Raw genomic sequence first — 15,652 nt, 5'->3', positions numbered from 1 at the left:
CACCTTTCAGGTGGCAGTCACCCTTGCCAGGCCCGGCAAATGCCGGACAATTTACCGACGTGACTCCTGCGCTACAGCCGCTTCGGCGCATCGCGGCCTACTGTGTCTGCGCCGACGGCGACGAGATCCTGCTGGTGCGGGCCTCGGCGAAGTCCGGCACGCCCGGTGTCTGGTCGCTGCCCGGCGGTGCGGTCGACCACGGTGAGAACCCGGTCGACACCGTCGTCCGCGAAACAGCCGCGGAGACCGGCCTGTCCGTGGCGGTGGTGAGACTGCGTGACGTGCTCGCCGACATGCGGGCACTGCCGACGCGCAGCCTGACGATCCACACCGACCGGCTGATCTACGAGGTGACGGTGCGCGGCGGCGCGCTGCGCGACCGCGTCGGCCAGCCGACCGACCTCGCCCGATGGGTGACCCTCGAGGAGGCGAAGGAGCTGCCGCTGCGCCGCTTCACCGCCGACGCGCTCGGCCTGCCCGACGCCGCCACCGACATCCGGCCCGACGGCGTGCCCGAGGTGCCCTCGTTCTACGCCGTGCCCGGCCCCGACGGCCTGCACCGCGCGCAGCGGTTCGCCGCCTACGCGGTCTGCACCGACCGGCGCAACCGGGTGCTGCTCACGCGCGTCGCCGACGGGTATCCCGGCGGCGGCTCCTGGCACCTGCCGGGCGGCGGCACCGACTTCGGTGAGCAGCCGGGTGTCGCGCTCATCCGCGAGCTGGTCGAGGAGACCGGCCAGGAGGGCCGCATCGTCGAGCTCCTCGGCGTCGCCAGTCACCGCGACGCGGCGCAGCTCGGCCCGGAGGGGTATCCGATCGACTGGCACGGCGTCCGCGCGTTCTACCGCGTCCAGGTCGCCCGTTCCAGCCGCCCGGTCATCCACGACGTCGGCGGCTCGACCGCCGAGGCCCGCTGGTTCGACCCCGAGGACCTGGACGAACTCCCATTGACCGAGGTCACCGAGGAAGCGCTGCGCGGCGTCGGCTTACGCTGAGATCATGACGCGTGCGCGCATGATCACTGCCTACGGCCGGCTGGCGGGTTCGACGTCCGAGTTCGGTGGCCCGATCCGGCACGGTGAGAACCCGGCGTCCGCGGTGGTCCGGCTCTTCGCGGAGCTCCAGGGGCGGTCGGTGGCCGTTTCGGCGGTACGTGACGTGCGTGCCATTGTCACCTCGGCGTCGCACGAGGACCGGATCGTCTTCGACGTGGTCCCCGCCCCCGGGGTGCCCGAGATCGTCCCCGAGCCGGTGGAGGGCGACGGTGCCATGCCGAAGGGGCAGCGGTTCGCCGCGTACGGGTTCGCGACCGATCCCGGGGGACGGGTCCTGCTCGCCGAGATCGCCCGCGGATACCCCGGCGCGGGGCGATGGCACCTGCCCGGTGGGGGTACGGACATCGGCGAGCAGCCGGGGGAGGCGCTGCTCCGCGAACTGTTCGAGGAGACCGGGCAGCAGGGTGAGATCACGGGGTTGCTCGGCGTGACGCACCGCCGGAGCCCCGGTGCGATCGGGCCGGAGGGGTACCCGATCAACTGGCACGCGGTGCGGGCGCTGTACCGGGTGCAGGTGCCCGTGCCGTCGCCACCCACAGTGACGGAGGCGGCCGGCGGGTCGACCGCGACCGCGGCGTGGTTCGCGCCCGAGGAATTGCCTGGACTGCCCACCACGGAGGTCGTCCAGTGGGCCGTCTCACTTCCGCAACGGCGTAGTGACGGGAATCGTTAAAATGGACGAGAGGTTAACTTCAGGCTACGCTCGGTAGTTCTTATGTTCGCCTTCCTTGGCGGTTTCCCGCCTGAGGCATCGCCAACTGCGACCTGATATGCGATGGTGTAGATCGCGAGATGGTCTCGCAAAAACGGACACAGAGGGTCAATAGCCCCCTGATTGATACCGTGGGAACCCCGTTCCCTACATGGAGGATCAGTGCCGAGAGCACCTTGGCAGCGACGACGCACCACGGACAGCCCACGTCCGGGAGGGGGCCGGCAATGGGCCGGACGGCTGCGGCGCAGCGGTTCATTGGCCCGCCAGGTGCTCTTCGCCGGACGGGTCGGGCGCCGCAGTGACAGCAATGTCGCAGGAGCCACCTCGCTGGTCGTTCCGCCCGCAGAAACCGACGCCCGCTCCGGACGGGTCCGTCTCCCGCGCCTGCGCATGCGTCGCCGTGACGGACTGTCACGAGACATCGTCGCTGTCGCGCCGGTCAGCCCCGCCATGCCGGCGTCCGCCTCGGCCTCAGCGCTGGCCGAGGAAGGGCAGTCGCTCAGCATCCCGCTGCTGCCGGGTGAGCCCACGATCGCCCGGCGCATCCGGTTCGCGCTCGTCAACGCCTGCACCATCAGCAGCCTCATGCTGGGCCTGTCGGCGATCTTCATCGCGATCAACCACGGCGACGTCCGCGTGGCGGCCAGCCTGCTGATCGCGTGTGTCGTCTTCGACGGCCTCGACGGCTTCCTCGCCCGCCGCCTCGGCGTGGCCAGCCCGTTCGGTGCTCAGATGGACTCGCTCGCCGACATGTGCTCGTTCGGCCTGGCGGCGCCCGTCGTGGTCTACGCCTGGCTCAACGGCTCCGCCCCGAGTCTTGTCCTGGTGCCCGCCTGTGCCCTGGTGGCCGCGTGCGCCGCGATCCGCCTGGCCCGGTTCAACGTGTCACCGAAGGACGGCCGCTTCTTCTGCGGTGTGCCGACCACGATGTGTGCGGCGGTGCTCGCCCTGGGCACGCTGATCGCGCCCGAGATGCCTCCGGTCATCCGGGTCGCCGGCGTGGCGCTGCTCGGCCTGGCGATGGTGTCCAGCTTCCCGTATGCGAAGCTCGCCCGCCTGGTGAAGCTGCCGCCGTGGCTCCTGGTCCTGCCGGTCATCGGCGCCCTGGTGGACTACCGGGTCACCTTCGTGGTGGTCGTCCTGGCCTACCTGGTCAGCGGCCCGGTCCTCTGGCTCCGCCAGCGCAACCAGCCCGCTTAGGCCCTGTCCTGCCCTTCGACCGACGGAAGCGCCCCGGCCCTTGTTCAAGGGACCGGGGCGCTTCCCGTTCGGTGCTGATCAGATCCAGGTGGCGATCACCGTCTGGCCGCCGACGACGCGGTCGCCCGGGGCCACCACCGGGGTCGCCTTGTCTGCCGGCAGGTAGACGTCGGTGCGGGAGCCGAAGCGGATCAGGCCGAACCGCTCGCCCTTGGCGAGCAGCGAGCCGACCGGGGCGCGCTGCACGATCCGCCGGGCGATCAGGCCCGTGCGCTGGACCACCGCGACCGGGCCGTGGGCCGTCTCCAGCAGCGTGTAGGCGGCCACGTTGTGCTCGGCCTCCGGCTTCATCGCCGCGGCGTATCCGCCGTCCTCCACGAAGTAGTCGACCACCTTGCCGGCCACGGGCGAGCGGTTGACGTGCACGTCCAGCACCGACAGGAAGACCGCGATCCGGAGGAACTCCACCTCGCCGAAGCGCTTGTCGTGCATCCGCTCCACACCGAGGACCTTGCCGTCGCTGGCGGCCACCACGGCGCTCGGGTCCTCCGGGACCTCGCGCTGCGGGTCGCGGAAGAACGCCGCCACCGGAGCCGCGGCCAGCGCGGGCACCAGCCACAGCTTCGACTTCGGGCGGGCGGCCTTGGCCAGGGCGGCCAGGCCCAGCGCGATTCCCGCGGCGGCCACGCCGTTGGAGTCGATGTTCATGCCACGGGTCAGCGGGACGCTGGACGGCCGCAGGGCGGGCAGCAGGTTGGCGGCCAAGCCGTGGTCGGCCGGGGTGTGGCGCAGCCGGTGGACACGGACGGGCGGCACGTTGCGCAGCACCAGGTCGCTGCCGACGCCGTAGAGGGCGGCCTGGCGCTCGACCTCGTCGGCCGCGCCGCTGGGCATGCGGGTCGCCGGAACGGCGACCGTGAGCACGCCGCCGGTGCTGACCAGCTTGCTCAGCGTGCCGAGCACCTCACGCGCGTCCTCGGCGCCACCGGTGAGCGCCTCGGCGTGGATCACCACGTCGGCCGGCTCGGCGGCGTCGAGGGAGTCGACCACTCGGGTACGCTCGGCCACCCAGCGGCCCTGCCGTTCCACGTGCTCGCGAAGGGCGGCCGCGCCTTCGGCACCGGAGGCGACGACGGTCAGCCGGTCTTCGGGCAGCAGCGCGTCGATCGCGGCGGCCAGGGCGGCGGAACCGGCGGCCGCGCCGACCAGCAGGCCGGTCTTGGGACCGCCGTGGCGGGCGAGCTCGGAGGCAAGAACCCGGGCGGCGCGGTCACCGATCTGGACCGGGCGGCCAGCGGGAAACTGGGTCATCTGGGAAAGACTCCTCGCAAAAGTATTGGCCGGCGGGGTGATACACCCCGCCGGCCAGCATATTCGGTCGTCAGTCCAAGTCGTCCGGGTCGTAGTCGTAATCGCGCTTCTGAGCTGGGCTCACCGGTGTGACGGCCGGCATCTTGTCGCTTTTCTCGGGCTTGTCGGAGCGGAGTGCTCCCAGCAGGCCCAGCAGGCCGAAGACGATCAGACCGACGGCGACGATCCAGCCGGCGTTCAGGTGCACCGAGACGGCCTGGTTGAACAGCCAGACGATCACGATGCCCAGGAAGATCAGGCCGAAGGTCAGGGAGACGCCGTCGGTGCGGTGCGGCTTCATCGGGTCACCTCAAGGTTGCCGTAGTCGAGGTCGAGGTCCAGGTGGAGACGGCCACCACCGATCCCGTCCGCGCCGTTGTCGACGAACTGGTGGCGCTGGTTGAAGCCCCCGCAGGCAGCGCCGAAGATGTGGCAGTCGCCGCCGTCGACCCGCACGTCGATCGTCACGTCGACGTTGGGCGGCAGTACGACTCGCAGGTTGCCGTAGCCGACCCGCAGGATCAGTTCCTCGTCGTGCCCGGTGAAGTCGAGCTGCGACAGGTTGGCGTTGATGTCGCCGATGTCGGTGCGATACGAGCGGTTCAGCTGCTCCACCGTCACCGGGTTGATGTTGATGCTGGCCACGCGCTCCGGCCGCAGGCCGTTGTTCGCGGTCGACGCGGTCGCGATCGCCAGGGCGATGCTCAGCAGCGCACCCAGCAGGATCAGCACCCGCGCCCGGCCCAGCCAGGCTCCCACGATCAGGCCGAGCGCCACGATCGCCAGCGGCACCGCGAAGAACGTGCTGGCCTTGAAGTTCACGACGCTCACCTCGAGCACCGTCAGCACGCCGAGCGCGAGACAGATCAGCGAGAACGTCAGCCGGCCCAGCTTGGACCGCTCCTTCGGCGGCTTCGGCGGCTTGGGTGGCATCGGCGCGAGCCCCGGGTACGGCGAGGTGGGCACGCCGGGCGGCGGGTAACCGAGCGACGCCGCATACGGGCTCTTGCTGCTGAACGGCCCGTGCGGGGCGAACGGCGGCCGGTATCCGGGCGCCGTGACCGGCGGCATGGGCGGGAGCGGCGACAGTGGCGGCTGGGGCGCGCGGAAGGTCGGCGGGGGCGGCGCGACCGGCGGCCGAGGCGCCGTGACCGGAGCGTCGGCGGGCGCGCCGAACTGCATCGTCGACGGATCCGCGGCCGGACCGGCGGTCGGAGCGGCCGGCTGGAACGGAGGCTGGAACGGAGGCTGGAACGGAGGCTGGAACGGCGGGGCCGACGGCGGGAAGGGGCCTGGCGGCGTCCCGGGCGGCGGCACGTACGGCCCGGCGGGTGCCGCCTGCTGACCGCTGCCCTGCCCGCGGACGAGCAGCGCGACCACCCCGATGACCACGGCCAGCCCGACCATGGCGGCGCCGACGTTGCGCGACATGACCAGCACGAAGGCCAGCACCGCGGCGACACCGATCACGATCGCGACCGGCGCCGAGGTGTTGGACCGGCCGCGGCCCAGCAGCGCCTCCAGCGGCGAGCCGGTGTCGCCCTCGGCGGGCAGCAGGAGCCACCCGACGAGGTACGCGACGATGCTCACCCCGCCGGCCAGCGTCAGCACGGCGAAGATCACCCGCCAGAGTGTCGGGTCGGTGTTGGTGGCGCGGCCGATCGCGGCGCAGACGCCGGCGACGTAGCGGCCCTGCTGGGGGCGGACGAGATTGGCGCGGATGAACGTCGCTCCGGCTCCCACGAAGGGCGGCAGGCCGCCGGATGGCGCCCCACCGGGCGGCGTCCCACCGGGGGGCGTCCCACCGGGCGGTGGCGTCCAGCCCGGAGGCTGCTGGTCCTGTGGGGCCTGCTGGTTCGTCTGGTCCTGCTGGTTCGTCTGGTCCTGCTGGGGCGGCGGGTCCTGCTGCGGCTGCTGGCGGTGCGGGGGCTCTTCGCCGTCGTGCGCGGCCGGCTGCGGCTCGGGAGCGGTGGCACCGGCGGCGGCGCGCTCGGCCGGCGGCGCGCTCACCGGCGGCTCGGCCCCGAGCGGCTTCGTCGCGGGGTATTCGCGCTGCGCGTCCAGCCGGTCGGTCTCGGCGGCCGTCAGGTAGTCGGCCTCGTAGCTGGGCGTGTCAAGATCCAGGGTGTTGTCACCGGCGCCGCCAGCGGCGGGCGCGGCTGTGTCACGGTCGGCCGCCTTCGGCTCGTCCGCGGCCCGTTCCGCGGCGGCATCGGCGGCCGGCTCGTCGGCGGCAGGCGGGTTCGTCATGTCAACCATGCTCGCGGACACCGGGCCGTACCTGCCTCAGGCATCGACCCTGACACCACCCTGATTTGCCGGGCTCCGGGGCCTTCGGAGTGGTCTGCGCCGGGACCGCCGTGTGACGATTTGGTGGACCGCCGACCGCGACGAGCCCGAAACGAGTCTGATGACCAGCCCCATGCCTGCGCGCCGCCTCTACCGCGACCCCGGAGACCGGGTCGTCGCGGGGGTCGCCGCCGGGCTCGCGGAGCATCTCGGCGCCTCGGTCGTGCTCATCCGGGTGGCCTTCGTCGCGCTGGCCGCCTTCGACGGCCTGGGCGCGTTGCTGTATGCCGCGTTCTGGGCCGTCCTGCCGATGCCGCCGTCCGTGCGCCCCGGCGGTCGCAACGTCAACCAGCTGTTCTCGTTCCTCGCGCTCGGCATCGGCATCGTCCTGCTGCGGCTGATGCTGCAGCCCAGCGGCGGCGTCGAGGCGGTGATCGGCTGGCTGGCCGCGGTCATCGCCCTCGGCGCCGGCATCATCTGGCACCAGGCCGACCCGAAGCGCCGCGAGCGCTGGTCGGCGACCGTGCCGGGGATGCCGTGGCTCGGCGCGGTGGTGGACAACAACCGGAAGTCGTATCTGCTGCGCTTCGTCGGCGGCGGCCTGCTGGTCGTGATCGGCATCATCGGCGTGTTCGTGGCCGGGGTGCCGCTGGACGGCGTGCCGTTCTCCTCGATCGGATACGGGCTGGGTTTCGCGGCCGTCGCGCTCGCCGGTGTCGGCCTGGCGCTGGCCCCGCTGCTGTATCGCATGTTCACCCAGCTCAGCACCGAGCGCGAGGCCCGGGTGCGCGAGCAGGAGCGGGCCGACATCGCCGCGATGATCCACGACCAGGTGCTGCACACGCTCGCGCTCATCCAGCGCAACGCGGGCGACGTCAAGGAGGTCCAGCGCCTCGCCCGCGGCCAGGAGCGGACGCTGCGCAACTGGCTGTACAAGCCGACAGCCTCGCCGATGGAGAAGCTCAGCGCGGCGCTGGAGGAGGCGTCGGCGGAGGTCGAGGACACCTTCGCGATCGCGGTGGAGACGGTGGTCGTCGGCGATCTCGACGTCGACGAGAAGATCGCGGCGATCGTCGCCGCCGCCCGTGAGGCCCTGGTCAACGCGGCCAAGCACGCGAAGGTACACACGATCTCCCTCTATGCCGAGGTCGAGCCCGACTGTGTGAGCGTCTTCGTGCGTGACCGGGGTGTCGGGTTCGACCTGTCGACAGTGCAGGATGATCGGCACGGCGTGCGCGGTTCGATCATGCTGCGCATGCAGCGCCACGGCGGCAAGGCCGAGATCCGCAGCACGCCGGGTGACGGCACCGAGGTGCGGCTCAGCATGCCGATCAACACGGAGGCACTGCGCAAGAAGGCCACTGCAACGGAAAGCGGAGAACGATGAGCAGCGAAGCGACCCCGCGACTGCGGGTGTTCCTGGTCGACGACCACGCGATGTTCCGGGCCGGCGTGCGCGCCGAGCTCGGCGTCCACGTCGACGTTGTCGGTGAGGCCAGCGCGGTGGTCGAAGCGGTGCAGAAGATCTCCGCGTTGGAGCCCGACGTGGTCCTCCTCGACGTCCACATGCCCGACGGCGGCGGTCGCGCGGTCCTGGAGGCGATGCGCCGCAGCCACCCGAACGTGCGCTTCCTCGCGCTGTCGGTCTCCGATGCCGCCGAGGACGTCATCGGCCTGATCCGGGCCGGAGCCCGTGGATACGTCACCAAGACGATCTCGCCCGACGAGCTGGCCGACGCCATCCGGCGGGTCGCCGACGGCGATGCGGTGTTCAGCCCGCGGCTCGCCGGGTTTGTCCTCGACGCCTTCGCCGCCCGCCCGGACGCCCCGGTGGCCGACCCCGAGCTCGACCAGCTGACCAACCGTGAGCGGGAGGTGCTGCGGCTCCTCGCCCGGGGGTATGCCTACAAGGAGATCGCCAAGGAGCTCTTCATCTCGATCAAGACCGTGGAGACCCACGTGTCGAACGTCCTGCGGAAGCTCCAGATGTCGAACCGTTACGAGCTGTCACGCTGGGCCGCCGACCGCCGTCTGGTCTGAGATTTTTTCTACGCTTATCGGGCAAACCGGTGTTACTCCTGTGACTGGTGTTGCTGACGGGGTGACAAAGAGGGGGCAGAAGGACTACAAACACTCCGCCACGTGACCCCACACAGAAGGCGGTCGTCACCTTGTCCTACATCCCTCGCTGGGCCGGTGCCGCCGGAGCCGTGATCGTCGGGGGCGCCTTGGCCCTGGGTGGCGCAGGAGTCGCCGCCGCCGAGACCGCCACCCCCGCCACCGGCAGCCAGGTCTTCCTGGACACCCCGGCAACCTCTGCGAAGATCATCAACGCGAAGCAGACGGACGCGCAGCACCCGAACGGCACCGAGGCCCTCGCCCGCCGGATCGGCCTGAAGGTCGCCGGTTCCGACGCGACCGTGCTCGCCTACTGCATCGACTACAAGCACGACATCAAGGACCCGAACTACGTCGAGGGCACCTGGGCCCCGAACAAGAACGGCACTCCCACCCCGGAGGAGCTCAGCCAGGTCCAGTGGGTGCTCACCCACTCATATCCGGTGCTCAGCGTCGACGCCGTGATCGCCGCGGCGAAGGCGACCAAGCCGGCCGGCACGGACGACGCGTTGCTCACCAAGCTCGTCTACGCGGGCACTCAGAGCGCCATCTGGACGATCACCGACGGTGACGTCTACCAGTTGCGCCCCGACAACGAGGGCTTCAACACCGTGCCGAACGCGGCCCCCGATCAGTACGGCCTGATCGTCGCGATCAACGACTACCTGGTGAAGGCGTCGAAGACCCCGGCCGAGGAGCCGCAGCCGAAGCTCGTCATCAACCCGGCGACGCTGTCCGGGGAGGCGGGCAAGAAGATCGGCCCGTTCACCGTCGAGTCAGGCGGCGGCACCGCCACGCTGACCGCTGTCGGCGGCGAGCTCGTCGACGCCGACGGCAAGCCGGTCACCAAGCTGTCCAACGGCGGCAAGTTCTACGTGGTGGCTGAGGCGGCCGGTGAGGTCACCGTCAACGCCAAGGGCAGCGGTTCGGTGCCGATCGGGCGGGTCTTCGTCACGAAGGCCGATCCGGACAAGCACCAGAAGCTGATTCTCGCGGGGGTCGCCGGCACCGAGCTGGAGGCGTCCGCCAAGGTCACCGTCACCCCACCGGTGCCGCACCTGCCGGTCACCGGTGCGAAGGTGACCGGAGCCATCACGGCCGGCGTGCTGCTGGTGGCCGGCGGCGTGGCACTGCTGCTGGTGGTCCGGCGCCGTCGGGTGAAGTTCACGGCCTAGACGCGGAGGCGGAGGCGTTCACACGGTCGAGAAGACCGAGAACGCCTCCGCCAGCCGTCCCTCGGGCAGGCCGCCGGCCCGCGCCGTCGCCGCCATCCGCGCCCGGATCATGTCTGAGAAGTCCGGGATATGCGATGTCTGCGACACGTGCGCCTGTAGGGCCGCCACCTTCCGGGGGAACACGTCGGTGATGTCGACCACATGGTCCGGGTCGGGTCCGCCGCTGTACCAGATCTCGCGGACGGTCCAGGGATCGAGCTCCAGGTCCATGAAGATGAACGGGTTGCGCGCGTCCGGATAAACCGCGCACGTCGTCGCCTCGCCCGCCGCCAGGTGGTCGGGATGGCTCGGCCCGGCGATGCGGTCCCAGCGGCGCAGCGGCGAGTTGGTCAGCACGCGGTCGGGCCGGAAGCGGCGGATCGCCGCGGTGATGTCCCGGCGCAGCTCGATCGACGGGGTGAGCAGGCCGTCACGGTACCCGTCGAGGAACTCCACCTGCTTGACCCCGACCGCCGCCGCGGCGGCCCGCTGTTCCGCCTCGCGCAGGATCGGCATCTGCTCGCGGGGCGTGTCGTCGAAGCCGCCGGCGTCGCCCCTGGTCACCAGGAGATACGCAACCTCGAGCCCGGCGTCGACCCAGCCGGCGACGGTGCCGGCCGCCCCGAAGTCGACGTCGTCCGGGTGCGCATGGATACAGAGCACGCGCTGCACGTCGGTCAGCGGTGTGGCCGACGGGGGAAAGCCCATTTAGAGCGGTCCCCGGCCGGCGCGCAGGATCAGCAGCGCGAGCTGCGTGCCGTCGGCGCCGAGCTCCGCGCTGAAGCGCTCCAGGATCTCGCGCTCGCGGGACAGCACGAGGCGGGTGCCACCGGCGGCGATGCGCGTCTTGCCGACCTCCTGGGAGATCGCCGCGCGCTCCTTCCACAGCGCGACCAGCGCGGCGTCGATCTCGTCGATGCGGTGGCGCAGGCCGGCGATGTGATCCTCCGGCGAAGGGGTTGCCGACTCGGCGTCGGCGGGCTGCTGTTCCATCGTGATGGCGGCCATTCTCTTGTCCTTGTCAGGTCTGGCTGGTGCTCCGCCCGGGAACGCGAACGCCCCGGGCGGGAGCCCGGGGCGTCGGTAGGTTTGCGATCAGGCGCGACCTACGGCTGCCGGACTCCCGCAGCCGTAAAAAAAGTAGTAGCGCACCTGCTCGATCACGTAGCCGAGTATGGCACGCGCCTGTCGGCTCCGTGAAGGTCTTCCGCAGGGTGGGACGCGTCGCGTTTCGGTCAGCGGCCCGCCGAGAAGTGTCGGTGGGTCGGCATAGACTCGCCCCTGCGATGCATGCTCTCTTCGAAGTGCCTCAGTCCCGCTCGCCGGAGCCCTCGGCGCAGCGTCCGCCCCAGCCTGATCTGCTGGCCGGTCTCAACGGTCCCCAGCGTGACGCGGTGACCCACGAGGGTCAGCCGCTGCTCATCGTCGCCGGTGCCGGCTCGGGCAAGACCAGAGTCCTCACCAGCCGGATCGCCTATCTGCTGGCGGCGCGCAACGTGCACCCCGGCGAGATCATCGCGATCACCTTCACCAACAAGGCCGCCGGCGAGATGAAGGAGCGGGTCGCCAGGCTCGTCGGCAACCGTGCCCGGCTGATGTGGGTGTCCACCTTCCACTCCGCCTGTGTGCGCATCCTGCGCGCCGAGCACGACCACGCCGGGCTCAAGTCGACCTTCTCGATCTACGACGCCGACGACTCCCGCCGGCTCATGCAGCTGGTGGCCCGCGAGCTCGACCTCGACCCCAAGCGCTACCCGGCCCGCGGCCTGGCGGCACAGGTGTCCAACCTCAAGAACGAGCTCGTCGACCCGGATGCCTTCGCCGCCACCGCCAAGGGCCCGGCGGAGCGGGCGCTCGCCGAGGCCTACACGCTCTACCAGCAGCGGCTCGCCGACGCGCACGCCCTCGACTTCGACGATCTGATCATGCGGGTCGTCCACCTGCTGCAGAGCCACCCGGAGGTCGCCGAGACCTACCGGCGCCGGTTCCGCCACGTGCTCGTCGACGAGTACCAGGACACCAACCACGCGCAGTATGCGCTGATCAAGGAGCTGGTGGGCGACAGCGGCGAGTTGTGCGTCGTCGGTGACGCCGACCAGTCCATCTACGCGTTCCGCGGCGCCACGATCCGCAACATCCTGGAGTTCGAGCGCGACTTCCCCAACGCGCACACGATCCTGCTGGAGCAGAACTACCGCTCGACCCAGACGATCCTGTCGGCGGCCAACGCCGTGATCGGGCGCAACACCGAGCGCAAGCCCAAGCGCCTGTGGAGCGACCAGGGCGCCGGCGAGCAGATCGTCGGCTACGTCGCCGACACCGAGCACGCCGAGGCCGACTGGGTGGCCCGCGAGATCGACCGCCTGTCCGACAACGAGGGCGTCCGCCCCGGTGACGTGGCGGTCTTCTATCGCACCAACGCCCAGTCCCGCGTCTTCGAGGAGATGTTCATCCGCTTCGGCCTGCCCTACAAGGTGGTCGGCGGTGTCCGCTTCTACGAGCGCAAGGAGGTCCGCGACGCCCTCGCCTACCTCCGCGCCGTGGTCAACGACGATGACACGGTGAGCATCCGCCGCATCCTCAACACCCCGCGCCGCGGCATCGGCGACCGGGCGGAGGCGTGCGTCGAGGCCCTGGCCAGCCGAGATCGCATCTCCTTCGGCGCGGCTCTCCGCTGCGCCTCGGAGGCGCCCGGCATCTCGACCCGTGCGGTCAACGCGATCGGCGAGTTCGTGACGCTGCTCGACGAGCTGCGCGCCCTGGCCGAGACGGCGCTGCCCGAGGAGGTGCTGGAGGCCGCGCTGGAGCGCTCCGGCTACCTCAGTGAGATCGAGGAGAGCACCGACCCGCAGGAGGCGGGGCGCGTGGAAAACCTCCAGGAGCTCGTCAGCGTCGCCAGGGAATACACGGAGCGGGCCGAGGCCACCATCGCCGTCGCCGCCGAGCAGGGCGACGCGACCGCCGCCCCGCCGCCCACGATCGCCGGCTTCCTGGAGCAGGTCTCCCTGGTCGCCGACGCGGACCAGATTCCCGACGACGACCCCGACCACACCGGTGTCGTCACGCTGATGACCCTGCACACCGCCAAGGGCCTCGAGTTCCCGGTCGTCTTCCTCACCGGCCTGGAGGACAGCGTCTTCCCGCACCAGCGGTCGATGAGCGACAAGAAGGAGCTGGAGGAGGAGCGCCGCCTGGCCTACGTCGGCATCACCCGGGCCCGCCAGCGCCTCTACATCTCCCGAGCGGTGACCAGGTCCGCCTGGGGTCAGCCCGCCTACAACCCGCCGTCGCGCTTCCTCGAGGAGCTGCCCTCGGAGCTGGTGCGCTGGGAGCGCACGGACGCTGCGTACACCAGCTGGTCGGGCCGCGCCGGCGTCGGCGGCCGTGGCTCCGGCACCAGCCAGTCGCGCACCTCGTCCTTCGTCGGCAACACCCCGAAGGCCGCCCAGTTGGCCGCCAAGCTCGGCCTCGACGCGTCCAAGCTCTCGACGGCCAGCGAGCTGCAGCGCGACATCCCCTCCCTGGCCGTCGGCGATCGCGTCAACCACCAGCGATACGGTCTGGGCCGGGTCCTGGCCGTCGAAGGCCAGGGCGCCCGTGCCCAGGCCCAGGTCGACTTCGGCGACCAGGTCATGTGGATCGTCCTGCGCCACGCCCCGATCGACAAGCTGTAACAACGTTCCGCTCGGCCCGGGCCTGCGCGGACCGCTCAGGCCATGTGCCGGCGCTGGTCGCGGGCTGGTCGCGGGCTGGTCGCGGGCTGGTCGCGCGCTGGTCGCGTCTGTCCATGGGTGGGTCCACATGGTGCCGCCGGCGTCACGGTGCCTGGAGTCCACGCGTGGTGCCGGAATTCACGCGGTGCCGGAGTCCGCGTGGTGCCTGGAGTTCGCACGCCGTGCGCCGCTCGGCCGCGCGCCACCCACCCCGGTGGTCCGGCTCGGGCCGTGTGCCGCTCGGGGCGTGGGTTGATCAGGGCGTGAGTCGCTCAGGCCGTGACCCGTTCGTGGGAGTCTGCCATCTGCGGCGCCGTGATGCCGATGCCCGCGCAGGCGAGGCGGCCACACTGCCGAAAAGCCGCCGCCCATAGGCGGAGGTCATGATCGCGGACGTTTCGGTGATCCGTGACCCCGCAAAACGTCCGTGATCATGGAAATGAACTAGGAATAGATCGACTCGGTGTGTTTCTGAATGTCCACGCCGTGCTTGCGCATGAAGGACAGCGGCTCGATCGGCTTGTCGTTCTGGCGGACCTCGAAGTGGAGGTGCGAGCCGAACGAGTGCCCGGTATTGCCGGTCAACGCGATCTTGTCGCCGGCCCGGACCGTCTGGCCCTCGCGGCACAGGAGCTTCGACGCGTGGCCGTAGACGGTCACGATGCCGTCGCCGTGGTCGATCATGACGTTGTATCCGTAGCCGCCGTTCCAGCGGCACACGACGACCTTGCCGGCCGCGACCGCCATGAACGGGGTGCCCTGCGGGGCGCCCAGGTCGACGCCCGGGTGCAGGCGGCCCCAGCGTGTGCCGTAGAACGAGGTCAGCGTGTAGTTGCGCAGGGGGAGGATCCACACGTCGGGGGCCGGCTGGTTGGTCGTCGACGTGTGCGAGTCGCCGCGGCTGGCACGATCGGCCGAGCGGGCGGTGATGTCGTCGAAACTGCCGCTCGCCTCCAGCGCCAGGGTGTCGGTGCGTGGCTCCGGCAGCGCGGCGGACGTGCCCAGCGCGACGATGCCGGCCCCGACGACCGCGGTCGTGAGCACGGCCGCATAGCGGCCGTGCGGCGTCTGCATGCGGCGGCGTCCCCGGTAATTCCCGCGCGGTATCTCATCGTCCACGCGAAAACCTCCGAATCCGACCGGGAAAACGTACAGCCCAAGAGCAACAATTCGATGAAGCCGAACGTCACGGTAGCCATTCCGAAAGGGCCCCACAACCCGAGGAGCGCGCCACGCCGGGGCCGCGGTGCAATCACCCCCGGCCGGTTGGTTGTGCGTAACCGGAGGCATGCCGAACTCGTTGCCGAGCCGTCCCTGACGCCGTCCGGTGCGCCTGCGGTACCTTCAGGCCAGAAGTCGCACCCAACAGGGAAGGACAGGTGAAGATGAGCGCGCGGACCCGCGTCGTTATCGCCAAACCCGGCCTTGACGGACATGATCGAGGCGTCAAGATCGTTGCCCGGGCGCTGCGGGACGCCGGCATGGAGGTCATCTACACCGGCCTGCACCAGTCGCCCGAGCAGATCGTCGAGACCGCGATCCAGGAGGACGCCGACGCCGTCGGCCTGTCCGTGCTCTCCGGCGCGCACATGACCCTGTTCCGCAGGGTCATCGAGCTGCTCGCCGAGCGGGGCGCCGACGACGTCGTGGTGTTCGGTGGCGGCATCATCCCCGACGAGGACCTGCCGGAACTGGAACGGCTCGGCGTAGCGAAGATTTTCACTCCCGGTGCGACCACCCAAGCGATCGTGGAATGGGCCAGAGCACATATCGTGCCGGCCGCCGCATAACGCCCGTGGCGTAAAACGTGCCATAGGTTGCGACAAATGTGACGAATAAAGGGAGGGGCCGGACGCACCCCTCACACGTCCGGCCCCTCTATCGCACGATGCCCCGCCGCCACCCCTCGACCGACAGGGCATCGGCCGTTTCTGGTGCCGGCCCTACCCTCGGGGTTCGTGCCCCGTGGGCGGGCCGACACTGCTCTCAACGACGGCC

General features: G+C 70.7%; 14 protein-coding genes. 8 read left to right on the top strand and 6 right to left on the bottom strand.

All coding sequences use genetic code 11. The features are described from left to right. Window positions 1–59 precede the first annotated feature (59 nt). The 3 genes from Dfulv_RS43990 to Dfulv_RS43980 all read left to right on the top strand — a co-directional run bounded on the left by Dfulv_RS43990 (window position 60) and on the right by Dfulv_RS43980 (window position 2,970). Window positions 60–995 carry an NUDIX domain-containing protein gene (locus tag Dfulv_RS43990; protein WP_259859748.1) on the top strand — a complete coding sequence of 312 codons (936 nt, stop codon included), beginning with the start codon at window positions 60–62 and terminating at the stop codon, window positions 993–995. A gap of 4 nt (window positions 996–999) precedes the next feature. Next, window positions 1,000–1,728 carry an NUDIX hydrolase gene (locus Dfulv_RS43985; protein WP_259859747.1) on the top strand — a complete coding sequence of 243 codons (729 nt, stop codon included), beginning with the start codon at window positions 1,000–1,002 and terminating at the stop codon, window positions 1,726–1,728. 279 nt (window positions 1,729–2,007) lie between these two features. Continuing rightward, window positions 2,008–2,970 carry a CDP-alcohol phosphatidyltransferase family protein gene (locus Dfulv_RS43980; RefSeq protein ID WP_259869405.1) on the top strand — a complete coding sequence of 321 codons (963 nt, stop codon included), beginning with the start codon at window positions 2,008–2,010 and terminating at the stop codon, window positions 2,968–2,970. Between the two features lie 78 nt (window positions 2,971–3,048). Here Dfulv_RS43980 and Dfulv_RS43975 read toward each other — a convergent pair whose 3' ends face one another. The 3 genes from Dfulv_RS43975 to Dfulv_RS43965 all read right to left on the bottom strand — a co-directional run bounded on the left by Dfulv_RS43975 (window position 3,049) and on the right by Dfulv_RS43965 (window position 6,570). Beyond that, window positions 3,049–4,281 (bottom strand): phosphatidylserine decarboxylase, encoded by a 1,233-nt coding sequence (locus tag Dfulv_RS43975; protein ID WP_259859746.1) that lies wholly within the window; start codon window positions 4,279–4,281, stop codon window positions 3,049–3,051. A gap of 70 nt (window positions 4,282–4,351) precedes the next feature. Beyond that, the gene (locus tag Dfulv_RS43970; RefSeq protein WP_259859745.1) at window positions 4,352–4,621 is read right to left on the bottom strand and encodes a hypothetical protein; all 270 of its coding nucleotides are present in this window, start codon (window positions 4,619–4,621) and stop codon (window positions 4,352–4,354) included. Further along, window positions 4,618–6,570, bottom strand: coding sequence for a PspC domain-containing protein (locus Dfulv_RS43965; protein WP_259859744.1), 1,953 nt, complete (start codon window positions 6,568–6,570; stop codon window positions 4,618–4,620). The genes Dfulv_RS43970 and Dfulv_RS43965 overlap by 4 nt, the downstream gene beginning before the upstream one ends. A gap of 160 nt (window positions 6,571–6,730) precedes the next feature. Between Dfulv_RS43965 and Dfulv_RS43960 the strand changes: the two genes are divergently transcribed. From Dfulv_RS43960 to Dfulv_RS43950, 3 genes are all read left to right on the top strand, one after another. Further along, complete coding sequence (locus Dfulv_RS43960; RefSeq protein WP_259859743.1) at window positions 6,731–7,996, top strand: ATP-binding protein; 1,266 nt, start codon at window positions 6,731–6,733, stop codon at window positions 7,994–7,996. Beyond that, window positions 7,993–8,649, top strand: coding sequence for a response regulator (locus Dfulv_RS43955; protein WP_259859742.1), 657 nt, complete (start codon window positions 7,993–7,995; stop codon window positions 8,647–8,649). The genes Dfulv_RS43960 and Dfulv_RS43955 overlap by 4 nt, the downstream gene beginning before the upstream one ends. A 131-nt stretch (window positions 8,650–8,780) precedes the next feature. Further along, window positions 8,781–9,902 carry a thioester domain-containing protein gene (locus tag Dfulv_RS43950; RefSeq protein WP_259859741.1) on the top strand — a complete coding sequence of 374 codons (1,122 nt, stop codon included), beginning with the start codon at window positions 8,781–8,783 and terminating at the stop codon, window positions 9,900–9,902. Between the two features lie 18 nt (window positions 9,903–9,920). Here Dfulv_RS43950 and Dfulv_RS43945 read toward each other — a convergent pair whose 3' ends face one another. Together Dfulv_RS43945 and Dfulv_RS43940 are read right to left on the bottom strand one after the other, a co-directional pair. Then, on the bottom strand, window positions 9,921–10,649 hold the full coding sequence (locus tag Dfulv_RS43945) for a PIG-L deacetylase family protein (RefSeq protein ID WP_259859740.1): 729 nt from the start codon (window positions 10,647–10,649) through the stop codon (window positions 9,921–9,923). Next, window positions 10,650–10,934: a chorismate mutase gene (locus tag Dfulv_RS43940; RefSeq protein ID WP_259869396.1), complete on the bottom strand. Its 285-nt coding sequence runs from the start codon at window positions 10,932–10,934 to the stop codon at window positions 10,650–10,652. It lies immediately after the preceding gene. A 293-nt stretch (window positions 10,935–11,227) separates the two neighbouring features. Between Dfulv_RS43940 and pcrA the strand changes: the two genes are divergently transcribed. Beyond that, window positions 11,228–13,615, top strand: coding sequence for a DNA helicase PcrA (pcrA, locus tag Dfulv_RS43935; RefSeq protein WP_259859739.1), 2,388 nt, complete (start codon window positions 11,228–11,230; stop codon window positions 13,613–13,615). 483 nt (window positions 13,616–14,098) lie between these two features. On the opposite strand, the gene Dfulv_RS43930 is transcribed toward pcrA, so the two are convergent. Further along, on the bottom strand, window positions 14,099–14,773 hold the full coding sequence (locus Dfulv_RS43930; protein ID WP_259859738.1) for a M23 family metallopeptidase: 675 nt from the start codon (window positions 14,771–14,773) through the stop codon (window positions 14,099–14,101). Between the two features lie 266 nt (window positions 14,774–15,039). Between Dfulv_RS43930 and Dfulv_RS43925 the strand changes: the two genes are divergently transcribed. Beyond that, the gene (locus Dfulv_RS43925) at window positions 15,040–15,444 is read left to right on the top strand and encodes a cobalamin B12-binding domain-containing protein (protein ID WP_259859737.1); all 405 of its coding nucleotides are present in this window, start codon (window positions 15,040–15,042) and stop codon (window positions 15,442–15,444) included. The last annotated feature ends 208 nt before the right edge of the window (window positions 15,445–15,652 follow it).

Origin of the sequence: Dactylosporangium fulvum (assembly GCF_025137375.1) — a bacterium.
Lineage (GTDB): Bacteria > Actinomycetota > Actinomycetes > Mycobacteriales > Micromonosporaceae > Dactylosporangium > Dactylosporangium fulvum.
This window is presented reverse-complemented; position numbering and strand designations above follow the sequence as displayed.